The sequence below is a fragment of the Saccharothrix texasensis genome, from assembly GCF_003752005.1.
Classification (GTDB): domain Bacteria; phylum Actinomycetota; class Actinomycetes; order Mycobacteriales; family Pseudonocardiaceae; genus Actinosynnema; species Actinosynnema texasense.
This window is the reverse complement of record NZ_RJKM01000001.1, coordinates 6,197,150-6,221,596: the sequence shown is the minus strand read 5'-3', so window position 1 is coordinate 6,221,596 and position 24,447 is coordinate 6,197,150. Positions and strand designations below refer to the sequence as shown.

At 72.8% G+C, this 24,447-nt stretch carries 25 protein-coding genes; 15 read left to right on the top strand and 10 right to left on the bottom strand.

Annotated features, from left to right (window positions below):
• Nucleotides 1-106 precede the first annotated feature (106 nt).
• Nucleotides 107-499, bottom strand: a complete 393-nt coding sequence (locus EDD40_RS27605; protein ID WP_201437530.1) for a hypothetical protein — start codon at nucleotides 497-499, stop codon at nucleotides 107-109.
• A gap of 157 nt (nucleotides 500-656) precedes the next feature.
• Here EDD40_RS27605 and manB point away from each other — a divergent pair, with 157 nt between their 5' ends.
• The gene (gene manB, locus EDD40_RS27600; protein ID WP_123745503.1) at nucleotides 657-1,733 is read left to right on the top strand and encodes a mannose-1-phosphate guanylyltransferase; all 1,077 of its coding nucleotides are present in this window, start codon (nucleotides 657-659) and stop codon (nucleotides 1,731-1,733) included.
• 19 nt (nucleotides 1,734-1,752) lie between these two features.
• Complete coding sequence (locus EDD40_RS27595) at nucleotides 1,753-2,643, top strand: DNA-3-methyladenine glycosylase family protein (protein ID WP_123748321.1); 891 nt, start codon at nucleotides 1,753-1,755, stop codon at nucleotides 2,641-2,643.
• A gap of 59 nt (nucleotides 2,644-2,702) precedes the next feature.
• Here the strand turns inward: EDD40_RS27595 and EDD40_RS27590 are convergent, their stop codons facing one another.
• The 4 genes from EDD40_RS27590 to EDD40_RS27575 all read right to left on the bottom strand — a co-directional run bounded on the left by EDD40_RS27590 (nucleotide 2,703) and on the right by EDD40_RS27575 (nucleotide 6,318).
• Nucleotides 2,703-3,554: a glycosyltransferase gene (locus EDD40_RS27590; protein ID WP_123748320.1), complete on the bottom strand. Its 852-nt coding sequence runs from the start codon at nucleotides 3,552-3,554 to the stop codon at nucleotides 2,703-2,705.
• Nucleotides 3,555-3,564: 10 nt separating this feature from the next.
• Nucleotides 3,565-4,008 (bottom strand): DUF4396 domain-containing protein, encoded by a 444-nt coding sequence (locus EDD40_RS27585; protein ID WP_123745502.1) that lies wholly within the window; start codon nucleotides 4,006-4,008, stop codon nucleotides 3,565-3,567.
• A 68-nt stretch (nucleotides 4,009-4,076) separates the two neighbouring features.
• Nucleotides 4,077-5,204, bottom strand: coding sequence for a glycosyltransferase family 4 protein (locus tag EDD40_RS27580; RefSeq protein ID WP_123745501.1), 1,128 nt, complete (start codon nucleotides 5,202-5,204; stop codon nucleotides 4,077-4,079).
• A 76-nt stretch (nucleotides 5,205-5,280) separates the two neighbouring features.
• A complete protein-coding gene (locus tag EDD40_RS27575; protein WP_123745500.1) occupies nucleotides 5,281-6,318 on the bottom strand; it encodes a glycosyltransferase family 4 protein in 1,038 nt (345 codons plus the stop codon).
• 26 nt (nucleotides 6,319-6,344) lie between these two features.
• Between EDD40_RS27575 and EDD40_RS27570 the strand changes: the two genes are divergently transcribed.
• From EDD40_RS27570 to EDD40_RS27545, 6 genes are all read left to right on the top strand, one after another.
• Nucleotides 6,345-7,259 carry a glycosyltransferase family 2 protein gene (locus EDD40_RS27570; protein WP_246038360.1) on the top strand — a complete coding sequence of 305 codons (915 nt, stop codon included), beginning with the start codon at nucleotides 6,345-6,347 and terminating at the stop codon, nucleotides 7,257-7,259.
• 10 nt (nucleotides 7,260-7,269) lie between these two features.
• Nucleotides 7,270-7,761 carry a CU044_2847 family protein gene (locus EDD40_RS27565; protein WP_246037839.1) on the top strand — a complete coding sequence of 164 codons (492 nt, stop codon included), beginning with the start codon at nucleotides 7,270-7,272 and terminating at the stop codon, nucleotides 7,759-7,761.
• 47 nt (nucleotides 7,762-7,808) lie between these two features.
• Entirely contained in the window at nucleotides 7,809-10,301 is a 2,493-nt protein-coding gene (locus EDD40_RS27560; protein ID WP_246037838.1) for a glycosyltransferase, read from the top strand.
• Nucleotides 10,294-11,379, top strand: a complete 1,086-nt coding sequence (locus tag EDD40_RS27555; RefSeq protein ID WP_246037837.1) for a glycosyltransferase family 4 protein — start codon at nucleotides 10,294-10,296, stop codon at nucleotides 11,377-11,379. The genes EDD40_RS27560 and EDD40_RS27555 overlap by 8 nt, the downstream gene beginning before the upstream one ends.
• Before the next feature lie 107 nt (nucleotides 11,380-11,486).
• Nucleotides 11,487-11,837, top strand: coding sequence for an SdpI family protein (locus EDD40_RS27550; RefSeq protein WP_246037836.1), 351 nt, complete (start codon nucleotides 11,487-11,489; stop codon nucleotides 11,835-11,837).
• Nucleotides 11,838-12,119: 282 nt separating this feature from the next.
• Entirely contained in the window at nucleotides 12,120-12,560 is a 441-nt protein-coding gene (locus EDD40_RS27545; RefSeq protein ID WP_123745497.1) for an Imm1 family immunity protein, read from the top strand.
• A 51-nt stretch (nucleotides 12,561-12,611) separates the two neighbouring features.
• On the opposite strand, the gene EDD40_RS27540 is transcribed toward EDD40_RS27545, so the two are convergent.
• The 3 genes from EDD40_RS27540 to rfbB form a co-directional block, all read right to left on the bottom strand.
• Nucleotides 12,612-13,487: a GNAT family N-acetyltransferase gene (locus EDD40_RS27540; RefSeq protein WP_123745496.1), complete on the bottom strand. Its 876-nt coding sequence runs from the start codon at nucleotides 13,485-13,487 to the stop codon at nucleotides 12,612-12,614.
• A 200-nt stretch (nucleotides 13,488-13,687) separates the two neighbouring features.
• A complete protein-coding gene (gene rfbD, locus EDD40_RS27535) occupies nucleotides 13,688-14,581 on the bottom strand; it encodes a dTDP-4-dehydrorhamnose reductase (RefSeq protein ID WP_123745495.1) in 894 nt (297 codons plus the stop codon).
• Entirely contained in the window at nucleotides 14,581-15,573 is a 993-nt protein-coding gene (gene rfbB, locus EDD40_RS27530) for a dTDP-glucose 4,6-dehydratase (protein WP_123745494.1), read from the bottom strand. The genes rfbD and rfbB overlap by 1 nt, the downstream gene beginning before the upstream one ends.
• Nucleotides 15,574-15,801: 228 nt before the next feature.
• Here rfbB and EDD40_RS27525 point away from each other — a divergent pair, with 228 nt between their 5' ends.
• The 7 genes from EDD40_RS27525 (at nucleotide 15,802) to EDD40_RS27490 (ending at nucleotide 22,697) form a co-directional block, all read left to right on the top strand.
• Nucleotides 15,802-17,253 carry an LCP family protein gene (locus tag EDD40_RS27525; protein WP_246037835.1) on the top strand — a complete coding sequence of 484 codons (1,452 nt, stop codon included), beginning with the start codon at nucleotides 15,802-15,804 and terminating at the stop codon, nucleotides 17,251-17,253.
• 85 nt (nucleotides 17,254-17,338) lie between these two features.
• Nucleotides 17,339-18,541 carry an LCP family protein gene (locus EDD40_RS27520; protein WP_123745492.1) on the top strand — a complete coding sequence of 401 codons (1,203 nt, stop codon included), beginning with the start codon at nucleotides 17,339-17,341 and terminating at the stop codon, nucleotides 18,539-18,541.
• 51 nt (nucleotides 18,542-18,592) lie between these two features.
• Nucleotides 18,593-19,525, top strand: coding sequence for a hypothetical protein (locus EDD40_RS27515; RefSeq protein WP_123745491.1), 933 nt, complete (start codon nucleotides 18,593-18,595; stop codon nucleotides 19,523-19,525).
• Between the two features lie 153 nt (nucleotides 19,526-19,678).
• Complete coding sequence (locus EDD40_RS27510; protein WP_123745490.1) at nucleotides 19,679-20,374, top strand: TIGR03089 family protein; 696 nt, start codon at nucleotides 19,679-19,681, stop codon at nucleotides 20,372-20,374.
• Nucleotides 20,375-20,706: 332 nt separating this feature from the next.
• Entirely contained in the window at nucleotides 20,707-21,045 is a 339-nt protein-coding gene (locus EDD40_RS27500; RefSeq protein ID WP_123745489.1) for an ArsR/SmtB family transcription factor, read from the top strand.
• Complete coding sequence (locus EDD40_RS27495) at nucleotides 21,035-21,514, top strand: SRPBCC family protein (RefSeq protein WP_123745488.1); 480 nt, start codon at nucleotides 21,035-21,037, stop codon at nucleotides 21,512-21,514. Before EDD40_RS27500 ends, EDD40_RS27495 begins: the two co-directional genes overlap by 11 nt.
• Nucleotides 21,515-21,626: 112 nt before the next feature.
• Nucleotides 21,627-22,697: a VanZ family protein gene (locus EDD40_RS27490; protein WP_148088934.1), complete on the top strand. Its 1,071-nt coding sequence runs from the start codon at nucleotides 21,627-21,629 to the stop codon at nucleotides 22,695-22,697.
• A gap of 47 nt (nucleotides 22,698-22,744) precedes the next feature.
• On the opposite strand, the gene EDD40_RS27485 is transcribed toward EDD40_RS27490, so the two are convergent.
• A complete protein-coding gene (locus EDD40_RS27485) occupies nucleotides 22,745-23,074 on the bottom strand; it encodes a hypothetical protein (RefSeq protein ID WP_123745486.1) in 330 nt (109 codons plus the stop codon).
• Between the two features lie 209 nt (nucleotides 23,075-23,283).
• Complete coding sequence (locus tag EDD40_RS27480) at nucleotides 23,284-24,447, bottom strand: acyl-CoA dehydrogenase (RefSeq protein WP_123745485.1); 1,164 nt, start codon at nucleotides 24,445-24,447, stop codon at nucleotides 23,284-23,286.

Here is a 24,447-nt window from a genome sequence, read left to right as displayed (position 1 = left end):
AACGCGCGAGTTGAACGCTCAGAACGCACGCCAGGCGTCCTGAGCGTTCAACTCGGGGTACGCGAACGTAGGACACGCGCGTTCGGAACGTAGGACTCGCGAGGGGTCAGGTGTCGCCGTTCAGGCGTTGGGAGAGGCCCGGGGGGTGTTGGGGCTGGCCGCCGGAGAGGCGTTGGGACAGGGACGGGCGCGAGGTCGGGACCTGTTGGACGGTCGGGACCGGGCCGGGGGCCACCCGCAGCTCCGGTTCGGGTTCCGGGGCGGACTGGGGTGGCGGCGGGGGCGGTGGCGCGGGCTGACCTGCGGCGATGTGCGCGGCCAGGACCATGGTCGAGTCCGGGTCGCCGCCGCGCGGGTCGATCGCGTTGACCATCGCTCGCGGGATCTGCTGGGTCGCCGACGAGTCCATGGGCGACGTCATGTTGTCCGGCGTCACGACGTGGCGGCCACGTGCACGAGCACGGGCCAGCGCCGCGTCGGCCCGAGCGCGGGGGTCCATCCGGATCTCTCCTGCGTGTGCCTTGGGCCGGCGGGGGTGACGCCGGCGTGCCGATCGATGACGCTCGCCGACACGGACCACCGCCCGTGCCGCCTGAGTGCTCATGCCAGAGTATTCGCAAACTACAGGTGGAAGTAAGCGGAGGAGGAAAAACGGCATGTCGGAGCTGCAAGGCGCCGAGGCAGTGGTTCTGGTCGGGGGCAAGGGAACCCGGCTGCGACCACTGACCCTGTCCGCGCCCAAGCCCATGCTGCCGACCGCCGGGGTGCCGTTCCTCACCCACTTGCTGTCGCGGATCCGGGAAGCCGGCATGACGCACGTCGTGCTCGGCACGTCCTACAAGGCCGAGGTCTTCCAGGAGCACTTCGGCGACGGCGCGGCGCTCGGCCTCGAGCTGGAGTACGTGGTCGAGGACGTGCCGCTGGACACGGCGGGCGCGATCCGCAACGTCGCGCACAAGCTGCGCGAACGCGACGTGGTGGTCTTCAACGGCGACATCCTGTCGGGCGTCGACCTGCGCGCCGTGGTCGACACGCACCGCAAGGCCGAGGCCGACGTGACGCTGCACCTGGTCCGGGTGGACGACCCGCGCCGGTTCGGCTGCGTGCCGACCGACGAGGACGGGCGCGTCACGGCGTTCCTGGAGAAGACGGAGAACCCGCCGACGAACCAGATCAACGCGGGCTGCTACGTGTTCCGGCGCGAGGTGATCGAGGGCATCCCCGCAGGTCGGCCGGTGTCGGTGGAGCGGGAGACGTTCCCAGGGCTGCTGGCGGCGGGCGCGCGCGTGCAGGGTTACGTCGACGCGTCGTACTGGTTGGACCTCGGCACGCCGGCCGCGTTCGTGCAGGGCTCGGCGGACCTGGTGCGCGGGATCGCGCCGACCGCCGCGCTCGCGCTCCAGGGTGACGCGGTGATCCTCGACGGCGCGCAGGTGGACGAGACCGCGGTGGTCACGGGCGGCGCGACGATCGGCGCGAACTGCACGGTCGCGGCCGGCGCGGTGGTGGACGGCTCGGTGCTGTTCGACGGCGCGGTGGTCGGCGAGGGTGCGCGCGTGGAGCGCAGCGTGCTCGGGGCGAGCTCGCTGGTGCAGGCGGGCGCGGTCGTGTCGGACGCGGTGATCGGTGACAACGCGGTCGTGGGCGCGCGGTGCGAGCTGATCAACGGGGCCCGCGTGTGGCCGGGTGTCGTGCTGCCCGAGGGAGGGGTGCGGTTCTCCGCGGATGTCTGATGGTCGGTGATGCCCGGTGATGCTCAGCAGGACGTGGGCGCCGACGTTCCCGCTGGACGTCGGCGCGCTGCTGATGCCGTTGCGGCGGGGTGCGGGCGATCCGACGTTCCGGGCCGGCGCCGACGGCGTCTGGCTGGCCGCCACCACGCCGGCCGGTCCGGGCACCCTGCGCGTCCGCGTCACCGGCGTGGTGGAGGCGGACGCGTGGGGTGAGGGCGCGGAGTGGCTGCTGGACGGCCTGCCGGCGTTGCTGGGGGCCGGGGACGACGACTCGGCGTTCGAGTGCCACCACCCGTTGGTCGCGGAGACGCGCCGGCGACGTCCCGGTATCCGGCTGGGCACGACGGGCCGGGTGTGGGACGCGGTGCTGCCGTCGATCCTGGAGCAGAAGGTGACGGGCACCGAGGCGTTCCGGTCGTACCGGGAGCTGACGCGGAGGTTCGGCGCGCCGGCGCCGGGACCGGCCGGCCTGTACGTGCCGCCGACGCCGAGGGCGGTCTTGGGCATCACGGACTGGGAGTGGCACAGGGCGGGCGTGGACGGTGGCCGTCGCCGTGCCCTGATCGCGGCGGCCCAGGTGGCGCACCGGCTGGAACGGGCGTGCGAGCTGCGCGGCCAGGAAGGCCGCGACCTGCTGCGGAAGGTGCCGGGCATCGGTGTCTGGACCGCGGCGGAGGTCGCACAGCGGGCGTGGGGGGACCCGGACGCGGTCAGCTTCGGCGACTACCACCTGGCCGGCGTCGTCGGCTGGGCGCTGGTGGGCGAAGCCGTGGACGACGACCGGATGGCCGACCTCCTCGCCCCGTACACCCCTCAACGCCACCGCGCCGTCCGCTACATCCTCGCCTCGGGCGTCACCAAACCCCGCCGGGGCCCCCGCTTCTCCCCCCGCGACTACCGGGCGATGTGATTCTCCGACCCGACCCGACCCGACCGCAACGCCCGCCGGAGCCGGCAGCGCGGTCGCGGTCAGCGGGTCATCAGGCGCAGGCGCAGGGACAGGCCCAGGCGCACGGCGAGCATCACGGGCGCCCACAGCGGGCCCCGGTGGCGGTCGGCGAGGTAGCGGTAGGCGCTGGAGTGGTGGGCGGCGAGCATGCGCTTCGACGCGCGCTTGGTCGAGTGGCCGCCGATGTGCACGACGTCCGCCTCCGGCACGTACACGTTCAGCCAGCCCGCGCGGCCGAGGCGGTCGCCGAGGTCCACGTCCTCGAAGTACATGAAGTACCGGGGGTCGAAGCCGTCGACCGAGTCGAACGCCTCCCGGCGCATCAGCAGGCACGAGCCGGACAGCCAGCCGGCCGTCCGCTCCTCCGGCGTGGCCGCCGCCTGCCGGTACTCGCGCGACCACGGGTTGGCCGGCCACACGACCGCGAACAGCGCGTGCCCCAGGCCCCGGCCCATCGACGGCAGCAGCCGCGCCGACGGGTACACCGCGCCGGACGGCTCCCGGATCAACGGCCCGAACGCCCCGCCGCGAGGCCACCGCTTGGCGGCTTCCAGCAGCTTGTCGAGGCTCCCGACACCCCAGGACAGGTCCGGGTTGGCGATCACCACCCACCCGACCGACGACGGCAGCGAGGCGACGCCGCGGTTGGCGCCGCCGCCGTAGCCGAGGTTGCCCCCGGTCGGCACGAACGTCACGTGCGGGTGCTCGGCGGCGGCGCGTTCGGGCACGCCGTCGGTGGACCCGTTGTCCGCCAGCACCACCGACACCGGCCGCGTGGTCGCCGCCGACAACGTGGACAGGAAGGTGTCCAGGGTTTCACCGGGCGAGTAGGTGACGGTCACCACCGCCAGCTCGTCTCCGTAACGCGTCACGCCGGCCACCCTAGTGGTGGTGCGCGTGGTGCACGACGGCGTGTCCCTTGCCGCGCGAGATGAGCCACCGGTTCACCGGCACGGTCAGCACGAACGCCACCGCCAACGAGAACGCCAGCGCGCCCCAGAACAGCAGGCCGGCCAGGCCCGCCTCCATCGCGCCCGGCACCAGCAGCATGACCGCGTTGTCGACGACCTCCATCACCGCGATGGACGCGGTGTCCGCCGCCAGCGCCACCTTCAGCGCCGCGCCGAAGGCCAGACCGGTCTTCAGCACGCCCCGCAGGGTCAGGGCGTAGCCGAAGACGAACGCGAGCGCCACGGCGAGCACGACGGTGCCCCAGCCGGGCAGCCCGATCGCGGTGCCGATCACCATGCCGAGCACTTCGCCGATGGCACAGCCGGTGAGGCAGTGCAGCGTCGCCGACACCGCCGTCGACCAGGATGTCTTCATGCCGCGAACTATACCCCCCAGGGGTATCCAGAACGCAAGGGGGAAGAGCGGGTGGGAAGGATTCGGGCTCAACCCCGCCGGTGCGACCGCGCGGCGCGCTCGTAGGCCAACCGGTGCCGGGCCGCCGACGTGGACCAGGAGAAGTCCTTCGCCCGCACGACCGCCGCCGCCGACAGCTCGGCCCGCCGGGCCGGGTCGTCCAGCAGCTCGCCGAGGGCCGCCGCGATGTCACCCGCGCCGACCCCGCAGTACGCCACCGCGTCGCCGCCCACCTCGGGCAGGCTCAGCCGCCGGGTCGTCAGCACGGCCGCGCCGCAGGCCATCGCCTCCAGCACCGGCAGCCCGAACCCCTCGCCCAGCGACGGGTACGCCACCAGCTCCGCGCCGCCGAGGAACCCGGCCAGCGACGGGAACGGCAGGTAGCCGGCCCGGATCACGCGGATCCGGTGCGGCACGGCGTCCAGCGCCCGTTCCACCTGGCTGTCCCAGCCGGGCTGGCCGGCGAGCACGAGCGCGGGCGGGTTCGGCCGGTCGCGGCACGCCTGCGCGAACCCGCGGATCAGCGCCGGCACGTTCTTGCGCGGCTCCAGCGCGCCCAGGAACGCCACGTAGGGCGCGTCACCGAGGGACAGCATCCGCCGGACCTCGGCCACCTGCTCGGGCGTCGGCGGGTGGAACCGCTCATTCTCCACGCCGTGCTGGGCGATGTGCAGCAGCCGCCGGTCCGCGCCCGCCACCCGGGCCAGCTCGTCGGCGGTCGCCCGCGACGGCACGATGCACAGCGCGGCCCGCCGCAGCGAGGCCCTGGTCCAGGCCCGGAAGAAGCGGGCCTTGACCGACGAGTGCAGCACCGCGTCGGTGAAGAACGTCGCGTCGTGCAGCGTGACCACGGACGCCGCCCGGTTCGCCAGCGGCACGGTGTAGTGCGGCGAGTGCACGACCGCCACGCCGAGCCGGTTCGCCAGCCTCGGCAGGGTCGTCTGCTCCCACGTCAGCCGCGCGGTCCGGGTCGCCACCGCGTCCGCCGCCGGGATGACCCGCGAGTCGGGGGCCAGGGACGTGTAGAGCGCGGCGTCCCGGGGTTGGCACACCACGCTGAGCCGTGCGCCGTCCGCGTCCAGCGCGGCCACCAGGGAGTCCACGTACCGTCCGACGCCACCTCGGTCGGTTGGGACGGCGGTGGCGTCGATCAGCACGCTGGGTTCGACGGGTGACACGCGGTGAAGGGTACGGCCGGCAGCGGACAGGTTGACCGGGAATGGCGCAAACGGTTCATCGACGACACAGCCCCAGGTGGATCGCCCACACCGAACGCGCGGCGTTTTCCCAGGTGAACGCCTCGGCCCGGCGCCGGCCCGCGGCGATCAGACCTTCGGCCGCACCGGGATCGGCCAGCACCGACCGAAGTCCTGTGACGAGCGCCGCACTCTCGCCGCGCGCCACGGTCACCCCGGCGCCGCCGGCGACCTCCACCAGGGCCGGCGCGTCGGAGTGGACCACCGGCACGCCGGCCGCCATCGCCTCCACCACCGGCAGCCCGAACCCCTCGGCCAGGCTCGGCGCGGCCAGCACCGCCGCCCGCCGCAGCACGAACGCCAACTGCGCGTCGCTCAGCCGTCCCAGCAAGTGGACGTGCGGCGCGCGCAGGTCCACCCCGCCCCACCCCTGCGGCCCGACCACGACCAGCGGCACGCCCAGCTCGGCGGTCGCCGCCGCCAGCAGGTCGAAACCCTTGCGCGGCTCGATGGTGCCGATCGCCAGCACGTACCGGGGCGGCACGGCCACCGGCTCCTCCGCCGGGAACGCCGTCACCCCGTTGCCCACCACGTGGACGGGCGCGGGACCGGGCGCGCACCGCCGCAGCTCCTCCCCCACCGCCGACGTCGGCACCACGATCGCGCCCGCCCGCGCCGTCGCGCGGCTGATCACGCGCCGGTGCCAGGCCACCCCGCGCGGCGTCAAGGTCGACGGGTGCGTCCACGGCACGGTGTCGTGCACGGTCACCACCACCCGCCCGCGCGGCGGCGCGAACGGCGTGAACGCGTGCACCGAGTCACCTCCCGGCCAGTACGGCACGCCACGCTCCCACGCCGCGATCAGCGCACGTCGGGGCAGCGGCAGCACGCGCGGACCCCGCACACCGGGGATCACCGCGGCCGACACGTCCGCGTGCCTGCTCACCGCCCCCGTCACGGTCCACCCGGCGGGCGCGGTGGCGGCCAGCGCGGCGGCCAGCTCGCGCGTATACCGGCCGGTGCCGCCGGGCACCGGCGCCAGCAACTGCTCGGTCAGCACAACGAGGTCGGGCACGTCGCGTACCGTCTCACGCCGTGTCGATCCCCAGCACGACGGTGGTCGTGGTGACGTGGCGTGGCCGCGAGCACATCACCGCCTGCCTCGACGCCCTCGCCCGTCAGCGTCCACACCGGACGCTCGTGGTCGACAACGCCTCCGACGACGGCACCGCCGACCTCGTCGCCGCGCACCCGAGCCGACCGGAGACCCTGCGCCTGCCGGTGAACCGCGGTTACGCGGGCGGGCTCGCGGCGGCGTTGCCGGGGATCACCACGGAGTACGTGGCCTGGCTCAACGACGACGCGGCCCCCGACGACGGCTGGCTCGCCGCCCTCGAAGACGCCCTGGACGCCGCGCCCGACGCCGCCGCCGCGACCCCGTCCCTGCTGCTGGCCGACGGCTCGACCCAGTCGGTCGGCGTCAGGCTCACCGCCGACGGGCACGGGGCCGACCTGGTGCTGGCCGGTCGCGAGGTGTTCGGCTTCTGCGGCGGCGCGGCGCTGCTGCGGCGGGCGGCGCTGGAACGCGCGGGCGGCGTCCCGGCCGGGTTCTTCTGCTACTACGAGGACACCGACACGGCGTGGCGGCTGCGGCTGGCCGGGCACCGGGTGCTGTCCGTCGGCCCGGCCCGCGTCCACCACCGGCACGGCGCGAGCACCAACCCCGGCTCCCGCCCGTTCCACCGCTGGAACGAGCGCAACCGGCTGCTGATGCTCCTGCGCTGCGCGCCCGCGGGCGCCGCCCTGCGCGAACTGGCCAGGTTCGCGGCCATCACCGCCCTGCTGCCGGTCCGCCGGGGCGCGCCGGACGCGGCCAACTTCCACGTGCCGCTGCGCCTGCGCGTGCTGCTGGAGGTGCTGGTGAGGCTGCCGGCCACGCTGGCGCAGCGGTGGCGGATCGGCCGACGTGCGACAGTGGGCCGTCGCGTGGTGTGGCGGGAGTGGGCGGGCCGTTGAGGGAGCCCGGGTGGTCGGACGGGCGCCGGCGCGGGTGGTCCGCGGCGACGAGCCGGTCGGGGTCGGCTTCGCCGCCCCCGCCGACCTGGGAGGGAGAACCGTGACCGAGTACGTCGAGGTGCGCACGGAGGACGGCGACCTGGTGCCGTTCGAGCTGGACGAGGAGTACGACGGCCCGGTGCGCGCGGGCCGCTGGAACCCGGTCGAGCGCGCCGAGGAGACGCTGGAGAACGGCATCGAGCGGGCCAAGAAGGTGGCCAGGTCGGTGGCCGCGAAGATCGGCAGCATGCCGTCGCCGCGGCCGGACAAGGTGGCCGTGGAGATCGGCCTGAAGGTCAGCTCCAGCGCCGCGCTGGCCATCGCCAAGTCCTCCGCCGAGGCCCACGTCAAGATCACCGTCGAGTGGCACCGCGACAGCCTGCCCGCCGAGGCCCCGCCGGAGGAGGCCGACTCGCGGCCGGACGAGGCGAAGCCCGACCGGGAGGCCGACGCCGAGGCGTAGGGCACCTTGGCCGAACGCTGCGGAGCGTGATGAGGCAGAGTTGGCCCGTGGAGCACGGAACCCTGCCTGACGTGTCGGTGGTCATCGTCAACTACCGCGGCGCCGACGACACCGTCACCTGCCTGCGCGCGCTGTTCGGCGACCTCGACTACCCGGCGGAGAAACTCCAGGTCATCGTGGTCGACAACGCCTCGGGTGACGGCAGCGCGGAGCGCATCCGGGCCGCCGCGCCCGACGCGGAGGTCGTCGAGGCGCCGGCCAACCTCGGCTTCGCGGGCGGCTGCAACCTCGGTGTGCGCGCGGCGCGCGGCTCGGTGGTCGCGTTCCTCAACAACGACGCCCGCCCGGACCCGAAGTGGCTGCGCGAGGCGGTGCGGGTGCTGCGCGCCGAGCCCACCGTCGGCGCGGTGGCGAGCAAGGTGCTCGACTGGGACGGCCGCGGGATCGACTTCGTCGACGGCGGCCTCACGTGGTTCGGCATGGGCTACAAGCGGCACGCGGGCCAACCGGACGACGGCTCCCACGACGCACCGCGCGACGTGCTGTTCGGCACCGGCTCGGCGCTCGTCGCCCGCACCGCGGTGTTCCGCGAGCTGGGCGGGTTCGACGAGCGGTTCTTCATGTTCTACGAGGACGTCGACCTCGGCTGGCGGATGAACCTGCGCGGCTGGCGCGTCCGCTACGTGCCCACGTCCCTGACCTACCACAAGCACCACGCCTCGATGTCCACCGTGGACACCAGCCGTGAGCTGTACCTGTTGGAGCGCAACGCCCTCGCCGCGCTCTACAAGAACTTCTCCGACGAGACGCTGGCCAAGGTGCTGCCCGCCGCGCTGGCCTTGGTGGTCCGCCGGGCCACCGCGCGCGGCGAGCTGGACGCCACCCAGCTGGAGATCACCCGCCGCCCCGAGAACCCGGCCGACGACCGCGCGCCGGTGCCGGTGTCGCGGCAGGCGCTGGCCGGGTTCCTCGCGATCGACCAGTTCGTGGAGCTGCTGCCGTCGCTGGCCGAGTCGCGCAAGGCCGAGCAGGCCGCGCGGCGGGTGACGGACACCGACCTGGCGCCGTTGATGCGCAAGGCGATGGAACCCGCCTACCCCCTGCCCCGCTACCTGGCCGCGCACGACGTGCTGGTCGAGGTGTTCGGGCTGGAAGAGGTGTTCGGCCGGCCGCGCCGGGTGCTGGTGGTCACCGGTGACGCGCTCTCCGACCGGATGGCCGGTCCCGCGATCCGGGCCTGGAACATGGCCGACGTGCTCTCCGGCGAGCACGACGTCCGGCTCGTCACGATCAACGCGCTGTGCGACCCGCCCGAGTCGTCGTTCCCGGTGAGCCGAGCCGCGCCGCGCGAACTGGTCGAGCACGCCGAGTGGGCCGACATCATCGTGCTCCAGGGCCACGTGCTGGAGAACGTCGGCTTCCTCAAGGAGCCGGGAAACACGAAGATCGTCGTCTGCGACATCTACGACCCGATGCACCTCGAACTGCTGGAGCAGGGCAAGGACTCGACCGACGAGCAGCGCTCCCTCGACCTGGTCGGCGTCACCCGGATCATCGACAACCAGCTGCGGCGCGGCGACTTCTTCCTGTGCGCCTCCGAGCGGCAGCGGCACTTCTGGTTGGGCCACCTGACCGCGATCGGCCGCCTCACGCCCGCCCTGTACGACAACGACCCCACCGTGCGCTCGCTGCTGGCCGAGGCGCCGTTCGGGCTGCCGGGCAAGCCGCCGCAGCGCACCGGGCCGGGGCTGCGCTCGACGTTGGGCATCGACGAGTCGGACAAGGTCGTGCTGTGGGCGGGCGGCGTCTACAGCTGGTTCGACCCGCTGACCCTGCTGCACGCGGTGGACCGGCTGCGGACCCGCCGGTCGGACGCGCGGCTGGTGTTCCTCGGCATGAAGCACCCCAACCCCGAGGTGCCGGACATGGACATCGCCGGGCAGACCCGCGCGCTGGCCAAGCGGCTGGACCTCGTGGGCTCGCACGTGTTCTTCAACGAGACCTGGGTGCCCTACCACGACCGGCAGAACTGGCTGCTCGACGCGAACGCCGGCGTGACCACGCACTACGAGCACGTGGAGACGACGTTCGCGTTCCGGACCCGGGTGCTGGACTACCTGTGGGCCGGGCTGCCGATCGTGACCACCGACGGCGACTCGTTCGCCGACCTGGTGCGCCGGGAGAACCTGGGCGTGGTGGTGCCGTCGGAGGACCCGGACGCGTTGGCCGACGCGTTGGAGAAGGTCATGTACGACACCGCGTTCGCCGCCGGGTGCGTCGAGCGGATCGCCGCCGTGCGGGAGCGGTTCACCTGGGAGAACGTGCTCGCGCCGCTGACCGGGTTCTGCCGCAACCCCCGGCCCGCCGCCGACCGGCTGACCGGCGCGTCGTTCATGGTGCCCAACCGGGCGCTCGGCCGGCTGGAGAAGGTGCAGCGGGACGTCTCGCTGGTCAAGGAGTACATGACCGCCGGCGGCGCGGGCGAAGTGGCCCGACGGGCGACCGGCCGCGTGCTGAAGAAGTTGCGCGGCCGTGGCTAGGCCGCTGCGGGTGCTGATCGACGGCACCCCGCTGCTCGGGCAGCGGACCGGGATCGGCCGCTACACGGCGGCGTTGGCCGAGGAGCTGGCGTCGATGCTGGACGAGGTCGACGTGCGCGCGGTCGCGTTCACGTTGCGCGGGTGGCGCGCGCTGCGGACCGTGCTGCCGCACGACGTGGTGGCGCGCGGGCTGCCCGTGTCGGCGCGGCTGCTGCGGCAGTTCTGGCTGCGGATGCCGTTCCCGCCGGTGGAGTTCCTGGCCGGGCCGACGGACGTCATGCACGCGACGAACTTCGTCCTGCCGCCCGCGCTGCGGGCCGGCGGCGTGACGACCATCCACGACCTGGCGTTCCTCGACACGCCCGGCGACCTGCCGCCGTCGGACCGCCGGCTGCCCGAGCTGGTGCAGAGGTCGGCCACCCGCGCGGACGTCGTGTGCACGCCGACCCGCGCGGTGGCCGAGGTCGTGATGGAGCGCCTCGGCGTGCCCGAGTCGAAGATCGTGGTGACACCGCTGGGCGTCGACCCGGCGTGGTTCGCGGCCCGGCCGCCGTCGCCCGGGCTGCGCGCCCGGCTCGGGTTGCCGTCGGAGTACCTGCTGTTCGTCGGCGCCGGCGGGCCCCGCAAGGGCCTGGGCACGTTGCTGACCGCGCACGCCGCCCGGCCGTCGTTGCCGCCGCTGGTGCTCGCCGGGCCGCACGTGGTCAGCTCGGACGACCGGGTGGTGCGGACCGGGTACCTCAACGACGTGGACCTGCGGAGCGTCGTGGCGGGCGCGGCGGCGTTGGTGCTGCCCTCGCGCGACGAGGGGTTCGGGCTGCCGGTGCTGGAGGCGTTGGCGTGCAACGTGCCCGTGGTGTGCTCGGACGTGGCGGCGTTGCGCGAAGTCGCCGGCGGGCACGCGACGCACGTGCCGGTCGGTGACGTGGAGGCGTTGGCCACGGCCATGGTGGCCGCGGTCGAGGCCCCGCCCACACCCGCCGACCAGGCGGCGCGGCGGACCCACGCGGCGGAGTTCACGTGGCGGCGGACGGCCGAGAAGACGCTGACGGCCTACCGGCGCGCCGCGGGGCGATAGCCGGAACCAGGAATCCGACTGCGGCCACGACGGCGGTGACCGCGGTGGTGGCACGGGCGCGACCCACCACCCCGCCGGCACGCCGTTCCCGGTGAAAGGAGCGACCGGTGCAGCACCTCCTCCTCCCCGCGGTGCTCACGCTCGGCGGCGTGATCGTCGGCCTCGCCGGCTACCTCGGCCTGACCGAACGGTTGCCGCGCAACCGCTTCGTCGGCCTGCGCACCCCGACCACCATGCGCGGCGACGCGGCGTTCCGGGCCGCCAACAAGGCGGCAGGCGCGCCGACGCTCCTCGGCGGGACCATCGCCGTGGCAGGCGGAACAGCGGCGTGGTTCATCCCGACCGACGGCGCACTGCTCGCGGTGGTCATCGGCACCTCGGTCGCGATGCTGCCCCCGATCCTCGTGGGCGTGCTGCGAGGCGTCGACGCCGCGAAGGCCGCCGAGCGGGAAAACTGACCCGTCAGGAGTGCCCGGGTTGCCGGTCGACTTGGGCCGGCTTGAGGACGCTCCACGAGATCTGCCGTGAACCGGTCACGGCACAGACGCGACGCAGGAACCGCTGCCGCTCGCCGTCAGGACGAGGTGCGGTTGCTTCAGGGGATCGCCCGAGCGCGGACATGGCGGAAAGGTTCTCGCACCGCTCGATCGCAAGACCAGTGCGACAAACCTACTCCACCCCAACGGCCCAACCGACCCCTCCGGTGGTCACTCAGCGCGTCCACTGCGATGATGCCGGCCATGAGCTTCACGGCTGTGTGGCCGATCATGAAAGAGCAGGACGCCGACGCGGCCGACGAGATGACCGTCGACACGCCGGAGGACGTCGACACCCTCCTCACGCGCCTCGCGGAGCCCGGCGCGGGACCCGCCGTGGTCGAGCACCAGGACCGCGAGCTGATCACGGACACCGAGGGCCTGCTCGGCGCGCCCGGCACCACCAAGATCCCCGACCACGACGTGGCCGTCACCCTCCACCAGGGCTACGGCTACCTCACCTACGCCGACCCGGAGCACGACTACTCGACGCTGCAAGGCGACCCGGCCTCCCCCGAGTACCGCTCCGAGTACGTCGACTACCCGGCCGGCGCGGGCGTGCCGGTGGAGGTCCTGGCGACGGCGTTGAAGGAGTTCCTGGCCACCGCGAAGCGGCCCACCGGAGTCGATTGGCAGGCCGCGTAGGCGCGTAGGCGCGTCGGGGTGGAGGTCGGTGCGGCGTCAGGGGGTCGCGGGTCAGGCGTCGCGGCGGCGGTCCCGGACCTCGGGGAGGGCCTGGAAACCCGCGGACTCGTAGGTGGCGACGGCGCCCACGTTGGAGCTCGGGGTGCACACCAGCGCGCTGGACGAGCCCAGGTCCCGCAACGCGGCCGCGGCGGCGATCGTGATGGCCTTGCCGTAGCCGTGGCCGCGGTGGTCCGAGTGCACGCCCATCGGCTCGATCAACCCCGGCCTGCCCGCACCGGCCGACCACACCGTCACGGCCGCCACGGCTTGGTCCTGCTCGTCGTACGCCACCAGGCAGCGAGCGTCGGCGTAAGGCGTTCCGCCGGCCATCGCGTGCCAGCGCTCGACGGTGAACGTGGAACCGCTGAACGACGCCCGCTGCACGGCGGCCCGCACGGGAGCCCGCTCCGGTCCGACCACCTCGACCCGCACACCCGGGTCCTCCACCGGCTCGGCCAGGTCACGGCGCAGCGGCGTCCACGGGTCGTCGGTGCCCCAGCCGGCCCCGGCCAGCAGGTCCTGGATCACCGCGGTCCTCGGCGCCTCGACGTAGACCTCGCCCGCGACCAGCACACCGCGTTCCGGATCCCGCACGTCCTCGACCACCCGCCCGGCCAGCTCCTCGTCCTGGTGGACGTCCGGCGCGAACGTCATCCGCAGCAGGTCGGGCGAGTCCAGCAGCCCGACGGCGAGGATCCGGCCGTTCCGGCTCCAGGTCCGCACGGCCGCCGCCGTCGCCTCCGCGCCGTACCGCCAGAACCAGCCCAGGTCGCCCGGGTGCAGCTGCATCGGCGCGCCGTCGTGCTGCCACTCCCGCAGCGCGCCGACCGCCTCGTCGAGCCCTTCGAGCCCGTCGACTCCCGGCCTGCCCAATTCGATCACCATGCCCCGATCACACACCACGGTGCCGGTCGGGTGCACATCGGTTTCGGGGGGCGGGGTGGGGGGTGGAGTGAGGGGGGTGGGGAGGAGGGGGCGGGGCGGCTCGATTTGACATGGGGCCCTTACGGGCGCTCCAGGCAGGCCAAAGCACCCGAACCCATGTCAAATCGGGCCTGGGTCGGGTGGTGGCGGGTCCGTCGGGGTCAGGGGAGGGCGTTGGTCTTGATGGCGGTGGTCAGGGCTTCCTGCCAGTGCCGCAGGGGGGTCAGGCCGGCGTCGGTCCAGGCTTTGTTGGACAGGACGGAGTAGGCCGGGCGGGGGGCCGGGCGGGGGAAGTCGGCGGTGGTGCAGGGGTGCACGCGGGTCGGGTCGAGGCCCAGTTCGGTGAAGATGGCGCGGGCGAAGCCGCACCAGGTGGTCTCGCCGCCGCCGGTCGCGTGCAGCACCCGGGCCGGGGTGCCGCCCCCGGAGACGGTGGTGGCCAGTTCCAGGAGGCCGTGCGCCAGGTCGAGCGACCACGTCGGCGAGCCGACCTGGTCGTCCACAACGGACAGCGTGTCGTTGGCGCCGGCCAGGCGGGCCATGGTCTTGACGAAGTTGTTGCCGTGCTCGCCGTAGACCCAGGCGGTGCGGACGACCCAGGAACGGTCCCAAGTGGACAGGACGCGCTGTTCGCCGTCGAGCTTGGTGCGCCCGTAGACCGACTTCGGGGCGGTCTCGTCGGTCGGCTCGTACGGGCGCGTGCCGTCGCCGGGGAACACGTAGTCGGTCGACACGTGGATCAGCGGCACGTTGTGGTCGCGGCAGCTCGCGGCCAGGTGCTCCGGCCCGGTGGCGTTGACCTCGGCCGCCCGGTCGGCGTCGGTCTCCGCGGCGTCGACCGCCGTGTAGGCCGCCGTGTTCACGACCACCGGCCGGAAACCGGTGTCGCGGGCGCTGGCGGCGAACACGGCCACCGCGTCCGCCACCGCCGAGGCGTCGGTCAGGTCCAGTTCGGCTGACGACGGCGCGTGCACGAGGCCGTCGTCGGGGGCCGCCGCGACCACGTCCTGCCCGAGCTGGCCGCGGCCGCCGGGCACCAGGAGTGCGAGCGCCATCAGCCCGCCAGGGCCGCGCGCTGCTTGAGCGGCTCCCACCACGACCGGTTGTCCCGGTACCACTGCACGGTCGAGGCCAGGCCCTCGGCGAAGTCGACGCGCGGCGCGTAGCCCAGCTCGGTGCTGATCTTGGTGATGTCCACCGAGTAGCGCCGGTCGTGGCCCTTGCGGTCGGTGACGGGCTCCACGAACGAGTCCCAGTCACGCCCGGTGGCCGCCAGCAGGCGCTCGGTCAGGTCGCGGTTGGTCAGCTCGGTGCCGCCGCCGATGTTGTAGATCTCACCGCCGCGCCCGCCTTCGAGGACGAGCTGGATGCCCCGGCAGTGGTCGTCCACGTGCAGCCAGTCGCGGACGTTGAGGCCGTCGCCGTACAGCGGCACCTTCTTGCCGTCGACCAGGTTGGTGACGAACAGGGGGATGACCTTCTCGGGGAACTGGTACGGACCGTAGTTGTTCGAGCACCGGGTGATGCACACCGGCAACCCGTGGGTGCGGAAGAACGACCTCGCCAGCAGGTCCGACGACGCCTTGGACGCCGAGTAGGGCGAGTTCGGCTCCAGGACGTGGTCCTCGGTCCAGGAACCCTCGTCGATCGTGCCGTAGACCTCGTCGGTCGAGACGTGCACGAACTTGGCCACCCCCGCCTCCAGCGCGCCCTGCAGCAGCGTCTGGGTGCCGAGCACGTTGGTCAGCACGAAGTCGGCCGAACCGGAGATCGAGCGGTCCACATGGGACTCGGCGGCGAAGTGCACCACCACGTCCGTCCGGCTCATCAGGTCCGCGACCAGCTCGCGGTCGCAGATGTCGCCGCGGACGAAGGTCAGCCTCGGATCGTTCGCGACCGGCGCCAGGTTCGCCTCGTTGCCGGCGTAGGTGAGCTTGTCCAGCACCACCACCTCGGCATCGGCGTAGGCCGGGTACGCGCCGGCCACCATCTCCCGCACGTAGTGCGAACCGATGAACCCGGCCCCACCCGTTACCAGTACCCGCATGCTCAGTGTCCTCCTGGAAGCGGTTGCTCATCGCAGTCTGTCACGAGTGCCTTTCGTGCAACCCACCTGGTTGTTACAGCGTCTCCCGTATAAGAGGTATGTCCGGTGCGGTTCCGCACCGCGCCACAGGTCCGGGGGAGGCAGGCAGTGGACTCCAGTCCGCCACGAACAGCCGGTGGATCGGCTGCTCTGCGTGCGCTCGCGCTCACCGCGCGTTCACTGCTGGCGTTGGTCTCGGCGGCTGTGCTCGTCGTCACGTGGTACGGCTGGTACTACCTCAGCGACATCGACGACGACATCACCACGACCGACGTCATCGCGTCCTCGGTGACGCAGGACTCCGACGGCGTGGCCCGCAAGCCGCTCGACGGGGCGATCGACATCCTCCTCGTCGGCGTCGACAGCCGCACCGACGCGCAGGGCAAGCCGCTGTCGGACGAGGTGTTGGCGCTGCTCAACGGTGGTGTGGCGGACGGCACGCAGAACACCGACACGATGATCCTGGTGCACATCCCGCAGGACGGCACGCGCGCGGTGGCCATCTCGTTCCCGCGCGACTCGCACGTGGAGATCGCCGACGGGTTCGGCAAGCACAAGCTGAACTCCGCCCTGGCCCGGCAGAAGAACGAGACGGCGCAGGAGCTGCGCGAGCAGGGCGTGACCGACGAGGCCCGCATCGAGCTCCAGTCGACGCTGGCCGGCCGCAAGACGTTGATCAAGACGATCGAGGGGCTGACCGGCGGGTCCGTCACCGTCGACCGGTACGCCGAAGTCAACCTGGCCAGCTTCTACGAGGTGACGAAGGCGCTCGGCGGCGTCGAGGTGTGCCTGAACCAGGCCACCAGCGACCACGACTCGGGCGCGGACTTCCCGGCCGGGCGGCAGACCATCGAGGGCGCGAAGGCGCTGTCGTTCGTCCGCCAGCGCGGCGGGCTGCCCGGCGGGGACCTGGACCGGATCGTGCGGCAGCAGGTGTTCATCGGCGCGCTGGCCCGCAAGGTGCTGTCCACCGGCACGTTGACCGACTTCGACCGGCTCAACCAGCTCGTGACGGCGGTGAAGAAGTCCGTCGTGCTGAGCGAGGGGTGGAACATCACCGAGTTCGCCACGCAGATGCAGGGCCTGGTGGGCGGCAACATCCAGTTCCGCACGATCCCGGTGGGCGACCCGACGGACACGTGGAGCGACGGCAACGTGCTGCCGGTTGACCCCGCCCGGGTGCGGCAGTTCATCAAGGGCCTGGCGAGCGACAACGACCCGTCGAAGGCCCCCGCCACGACCACCACGCCGTCCGGGCCGCCACCCTCGGCGATCACCGTGCACGTCTACAACTCGGCGGGCGTGAACCGGTTGGCCGCGAGCGTGCTGGACGCGTTGGTGGAGAAGGGTTTCCGGCGCGGCCTCGCGGACTCCGGGCCGTACGCGGACACCACGTCCGTGCGGTACGCGCCGGGTGAGCGGGGCAGTGCCGAGAGGGTGATCTCCGCCCTGGGCGGTAACGCCGAGGCCGTCGAGGACGACTCCGTGCCCAGAGGGCAGGTCCTGGTGTACGCCGGCGCCGACTACGAGCCGCCGGACCAGTCCGACCCGGCGTCGGTCGACGCCACCGGCACGGGGAGCGCGCCCTCGACCAGCTCCACCCCGCCGATCACCGCCGACGGTGTGGTCTGCGTCAACTGACACACCCACCTACCGGTGAACCCGGGCGTCCGACCGGCCGAAGGTGGTTAGCCTGGTCGGACACCCACTTGTAGGAGGAACGCCGGTGAGGGCTGCGGTGATCGCCGGACGCGTGCTCGTCGCGCTGCTGTCCGCGGCCGTGCTGGCGGCGGCCGGGTACGGCTGGTCGACGTTGCAGCGCGTGCAGGAGAGCGTGAACACGACGGACGTGCTGACGGCGTTGTCGGACGTGCCGAACGCGCCGCCCGTGGCCGACGGCGCGACGGACATCCTGCTGGTCGGCAGCGACAGCCGCACCGACGCCCAGGGCGTGCAGCTGCCGGACCACGTGCTGCGGAAGCTGCGCACGGAGGCGACGGACACGCTCAACACGGACACGATCATCGTGATGCGCGTGCCGCACGACGGCAGCAAGGCGCACGCCGTGTCGATCCCCCGGGACACCTACGTGCCCATCCCCGGGATCGGCGAGGAGAAGATCAACTCGGCGTACGGGCTGACCAAGTTCTTCACCATGGAGCGGCTGGCCGCGGCCGGCACGTCGGACCTGGCCGAGCGCGCCAAGGCGGGCGACCAGGCCGGGCGGCGGGCGCTGGTGCAGGTGGTGCAGGAGCTGACCGGCGTGCGGGTGGACCACTACGCGGAGATCAACCTGTACGGGTTCTACCTGCTCACCGAGGTCATCGGCGGCGTGGAGGTGTGCCTGAAGCAGGGCACGTCGGACCCGGACTCGGGCGCGGACTTCCGCGCGGGCGTGCAGACGATCGCCGGTGGCGACGCGCTGGCGTTCGTGCGGCAGCGCAAGGGCATCCCGGGCGGCGACCTCGGGCGGATCACCCGGCAGCAGGTGTTCATGTCGGCGGCGATGTCGAAGCTGCTGTCGGCGGGCACGCTGGCGGACCCGACGCGGCTGTCCGGGCTGCTGGACGCGGTGAACAAGTCGATCGTGGTGGACGACAACCTGGACCTGGCGACGTTCGCGGGGCAGGCGCGCGGGCTGGCCGGCGGGAACGTCGAGTTCGCCACCATCCCGGTGACCGGCGTGGGCGAGCGCAACGAGCGCGGCCAGAGCGTCGTGACCGTGGACCCGGCGCAGGTGAAGGCGTTCGTGGCGGAGCTGCTGGGCGACAAGACCCCCGCGCCCGTCGCGCCCACGACCACGGCGACCCCGACCACGGCGCCCCCGACTTCGGCTTCGCCGACCCAGCGCTTCGCCGCCGACCGCCCGGTGAGCCTCGACGGCCCGCGCCGGCGTGCCGCCCAGGCCGGCCCGGTCTGCGTCGACTGACGTCCGAAACGTTCAAGACGCGCCGGTGGCCGCGGTGCCACGATCGGCGGCATGGACCACGCCGCCCTCGCCCGCGCACACGCGTTCCTGGACACGCACGCCCGACTGCTCGAACGACGGCTCGCCCGGCTGTGGTCGCAGCCGGACCCGGTCGCGGCGGTCGCGGTCGTGGACGCGCTCGCGGGCTACCGCAACGCCGACGGCGGACTGGGTCACGCGCTGGAACCGGACGTGCGCGCGCCGCACAGCCAGCCGCTGGCCGTCGACTTCGCGCTCGGCGTCCTCGGGCAGGTGCTGGACTCGCCCGCGGGCGGCGACGCGGTGGTGCGGCGGACGGTCACCGGGTTCGCCGAGAGCCTGGTGCCGTACCTCGAATCGGTGACGTCACCCGAGGGCGGGCTGCCGATCGTGCTGCCGGACATCGCCGACCACGCCCGGGCCGAGCACTGGGGCGACGGCCGGTTCCCGGTCGGGCTCAACCCGACGGCGGGCATCGTCGCGGGCCTGCGGAAGGCCGGCGTGTCCGCCGACTGGCTCGACCCGGCCGACGGGTTCTGCCGGGCGCGGATCGAGGACCTGCCCGACGTCGTGGACGCGCACACGGCGCTCAACGTGCTGCACTACCTGGCGAGCACCCCGGACCGGGAGTGGGCCGGCCGGCACGGGCTGTCGGTCGCGGACCTGACCCTGTTCCACCTCCACCCGGGCGAGGGGTACGGCCTGACCCCGCTCGACTTCGCGCCGTCGCCGACCGACCCGCTGCGCGCCCTGTTCCCGGCCGACGCGATCACCGCGCACCTGGACGCGCTGGTGTCGGCGCAGGGCGACGACGGCGGCTGGTCGGTGCCGTGGCAGCCGCCGGGCCCGGCGGCGGCGCTGGAGTGGCGCGGCGTCGTGACCGCCAACGCCGTGCGCCTCCTGACCACCAACCGCGTGTCCTACACCCGGAACGCGCGTGTCCTGCGTTCCGGTACCCCGAGTTGAGCGCTCAGGACGCCCGGCACGTGTGCTGAGCGTTCAACTCGGGTATCGGGAACGCAGGACACGGCCGTTCCGGACGTAGGACACGCGCGTTCTGGAGGTAGGACACGCGGGGGTCGGGGTGGTGGGCGCGGCCGGACGTGGCAAGGTTGGCCCATGACCGTCACGGATGCCCTGTTCGCGCCCCTGTTCGCGGCGAATCCCGGCCGTCCCCTGATCACGCACTACGACGACGCGGCGGGCACCCGGGTCGAGCTGTCGCGCGCCACCATCCGGAACTGGGCGGCCAAGACGGCGAACTGGCTCCGTGACGAGCACGACGTCGAGCCCGGTGACCCGGTGGCCGTGCTGCTGCCCGCGCACTGGCAGACGGCCGGCGTGCTGCTGGGCGCGTGGTGGTGCGGTGCGGCGGTGACGGACGACCCGGCCGGCGCGAAGGTGGCCGTCGTGGCGCCCGGCGGCGAAGCGCCCGGAGCGCTGGTGACGGCCGTGGCGTCGTTGCACCCCATGGGGTTGGGCAGCGGCGCGCCCGTGGACTACAACGACGACGTGCGCGTGTTCGGCGACGACTTCGCGCCGTGGGAGCCCGTTCCCGGCGCCACGCCCGCCCTGCTGAAGTCCACTGTGGACGAGGTGGTGGAGGAGGCGCACCAGCGGGCGGCGACGTTGGGCATCACCACGGCGACCCGCGTGCTGTCCACTGTGGAGTGGGGCCTGCCGGACGGTCTGCTGAACGGTTTCCTGGCCGTGCTGGCGGGCGGAGGCTCGCTGGTGCAGTGCAGCAACGCCGCACCGGACCTGCTGGCCGCGCGCCGCGCCGGCGAGCAGACGACCCTCGACCTGGTCGGCTGACCCCCAGACCTGCTGCTCGGCCCCGCGCCCCCTGGTCAACCTGGCGACGGACAGCGACCCGCCGTTGAACCCGACCGCGAGGGCGGCCACCCCGAGCGCGAGGACCGGCGCGCCGAGCATGTCCAGCGCCGGCAGCACGCCGACGACCGGCGCCGCGACGCCGAGGACCAGCAGCTCGGCGACCTCCTGCAAGCCGTGGGCGGTGAAGACCGCCCTCACGCCGAGCCCGGCCGAAGCTGTCAACCACTTCTCCGGCGTCCGGGACCGGTTGACAGCGACTCGACGGCGGCGTAGAAAACCGGCCAGTTAGATAACCAAGTGGTTAGGTAGCCATGGCGGACGATCCCCTGAGCATCACCTTCGCGGCCCTGGCCGACCCGACGCGCCGGGCCATCCTGGCGCGGCTCGCGAACGGCGCGGCGACCGTGAAGGAACTCTCCGAGCCGTTCGCGATGAGCGGGCCGGCGGTGTCCAAGCACCTGCGCGTGCTGGAACGGGCCGGGCTCATCACGCGCGGCCGTGACGCGCAGTGGCGGCCGTGCGCGCTCGACGCGACCCCGTTGCGCGAGGTCACCGAGTGGGCCGACGGTTTCCGCCGCTTCTGGGACGACAGCTACCGCCGCCTGGACTCCTACCTCGAACGCATGAAGGAGCAGGACGATGACGACTGACACCACCGTGTCGTGGACCACGCCGTCCCCGGTGGAGGTGGCGCTGACCAGGACGTTCGACGCGCCGCAGCAGCTGGTGTTCGAGGCGTTCACCGAGCCGGAGCACGTCGCGCGCTGGATGCTCGGCCCCGAGGGGTGGACGATGCCCGTGTGCGAGATCGACCTGCGGCCGGGCGGGCGGTGGCACATGGTGTGGCGGCGGACCGACGGCAGCGAGATGGCGATGACCGGCGAGTACCTCGAGGTCACGCCCTGGTCGAAGACGGTGCAGACCGAGTCGTGGGGCCCCGGGTGGGCCTCGACGGTCAACACGACCCGGTTCATCGCGGACGGTGACCGCACGACGGTCGTGCAGACGATGGAGTTCCCCTCCCAGGCGGACCGCGACCGCGCCCTCGGGACGGGGATGAAGGACGGGGCCGAGGTCAGCTACGAGCGGCTGGCGGCGCACCTGGCCGCCGCGGGCTGAGCCGGCACGTCCGTTCGGCGGCAACGTTCCCCGATCGGGTTTGGCGTTCACGCGTTGGGGTTACTGAGCGGTTGACCCGCGACCGTGGGACCGCTGAACCGGATCGGTGGAGATGCTCAGTTCGTACCTGGAGTCGATTCGGACCGGCTTCGCGGCGTTCGTCGGCGTCGGCGTGCTCGTCCTGCTGCCGTTGATCGCGTTGCACTACCACCGGTTCGGGCGGGTGGAGCCGCGTCGGGCGGTGGTGCTGTACGGGCTGCTGGCGTACGGGCTGGTGGCGTTGGCGCTGATCTTCCTGCCGTTCCCGTCGTCACTGGTGTGCGACGGCGAGACGATGCTGTCCACCAGGCCGTTCCAGTGGGTGACGGACATGCGCCACAACCTGGCGGCGAACGGGCGCTCCGGGTTGGGCGCCGTGGTCACGTCGACCGCGTTCCTGCAGCAGGCGTTCAACGTCGCGCTGTTCGTGCCGCTGGGCGTGGTGCTGCGGAAGTCGTACGGGCGCGGCGCGTTCGCCGTGGTCGCGATCGGCCTGGGGATCTCGCTGGCGGTCGAGGTGGTGCAGTACACCGGGAACCTGGGCGTGTACCCGTGCCCGTACCGCATCGCCGACGTCGACGACCTGATCTCGAACACCACCGGCGCCCTCGTCGGGTGGATGCTCGCCCCGGTCGCGCTGGTCGTCCCCGCCGTGCCGCACCCGGACGCGTCCACCGCCCCACCGCACACCGTGACCGTGCCGCGCAGGTTCGCCGCGCTGATGGTGGACGTCGTGATCCTGATCGTGGGCACTCACCTGGTCTTCGGCGACAACCTGTGGTGGCTGGTCGCCCTGACCGTGGCGATCCGGGTGGTGCTGCCGTCCGCGACCGGCCGGACGCCGGGCGGGTGGCTGCTGCGCTACCGACTCGGCCGCGCGGACGGCGGCCGGGCCAATCCCCCGCGGGTCTTCCTGCGCGAGCTGCTGGGCGTGACGGGCCTGGTCACCTATGCCGCCGTCGCGCCCAGCGAGTGGTGGTTCGCCCTGGACCTGTGCGTGCTGGCGTTCGTCGTCCTGGGCGCGTTCGCCGTCCCGGTCTTCCGCCGGGACCAGCGGGGCTGGCCGGACCTGCTCGCCGGCACCCGCGCGGTGCCGGCGGCCGGCCGATCCCGGACAGCCCCGCTCGCACCCGTACCGCGGTAGGAGCAGTCCTCCACACCGGTTCCGGGCGCGGGACCACCGGTTCCCGATCAGAAGCAGATACCGGTGTACGCGAGCGCCGAAGCCAGGATGTAACCGTCACCGAAGTGGGTGTTGTTCTGGTCGTAGAGGTTGCCGTAGTACCAGCTGCCCGACGGGTTGGGCACGTTGAACTTGTCGCCGACGAACGCGTACGCCTTGACCGACCCGCCGGGCGAGTGGCGGAGGGTCGCGTTGCTCGCCAGCACGTACTGCCGGGTGCACTGGATGCCGATCTCACCGGCCGCGGCCTCGACCGGGGCGGCCACCGCCACACCGCCGGACACCGTGAGGCCGACACCCATCGCGAGTGCCACGACAGCGGTCTTGGTCCTGTTCATGAGGCCTGCTCCCATTTTGCGTCGCCCGCGGCTCGTTCGGCCGAACCGGGACGCAACGGTAGGGGCGGGGAACACCGAACACCCTCGACCATCGGAGTAACGCCCCACTACGGCCCGTGATACTCCACCGGGAATCGTGCGGACACCCGCAGGGAAGACCGAAAGCGGCCTGATCACGAAGAACAGGCCGCCGCGTGCCGCAGTGCGGTCTAGCCCTTGAGCAGGGCGCGCGACATGACCACGCGCTGGATCTGGTTCGTGCCCTCGTAGATCTGGGTGATCTTGGCGTCGCGCATCATGCGCTCGACCGGGAAGTCGCGGGTGTAGCCGGCGCCCCCGAAGAGCTGCACGGCGTCCGTCGTGACCTCCATCGCCACGTCCGACGCGAAGCACTTGGCCGCCGCCGTGATGAAGCCGATGTTCGGCTCGCCCCGCTCGGCCTTCGCCGCGGCCACGTAGACCATGTGCCGGGCGGCTTCGATCTTCATGGCCATGTCGGCCAGCATGAACTGGACGCCCTGGAACTCGGAGACCGACTTGCCGAACTGCTTGCGGTCCTTGACGTAGGCCACGGCGGCTTCCAGGGCGCCCTGGGCGATGCCCACGGCCTGCGCGCCGATGGTCGGCCGGGTGTGGTCCAGGGTGCGCAGCGCGGTCTTCAGGCCGGTGCCCGGTTCGCCGATGACGCGGTCCGCCGGGATCGTGCAGTTCTCGAAGTGGATCTCGCGGGTGGGCGAGCCCTTGATGCCGAGCTTGCGCTCCTTCGAGCCCACGACGAAACCCGGGTCGTCCTTGTGCACCACGAACGCCGAGATGCCCTGCGACTTCTTCGGCGCGTCGGGGTCCGTCACGGCCATGACCGTGTACCAGGTCGACTCGCCGGCGTTGGTGATCCAGCACTTGGTGCCGTTGAGCACCCAGTGGTCGCCGTCGAGCCTGGCCCGCGTGCGCATCGACGCCGTGTCCGAACCGGCCTCCCGCTCGGACAACGCGTAGGACGCCATCGCCTCACCCGCCGCGATGGACGGCAGGACCTGCTGCTTGAGCGACTCCGAGGCCGACAGCAGGATCGGCATCGTGCCCAGCTTGTTCACCGCCGGGATCAGGGACGAGGACGCGCACACGCGCGCCACCTCCTCGATCACGATGCACGTGGCCACCGAGTCGGCGCCCTGGCCGTCGTAGTCCTCCGGCACGTGCACGGCCGCGAAACCGGCCTTGACCAGCGCGTTCAACGCCTCGACCGGGAAGCGCTCCTGCTCGTCCACGTCCGCCGCGTGCGGGGCGATCTCCTTGTCGGCCAGCGACCGGACCGCCTCGCGCAGCGCCTCGTGCTCCTCGGCGAGCTGGTAGGTACCGAAGCTCGGGTCCAC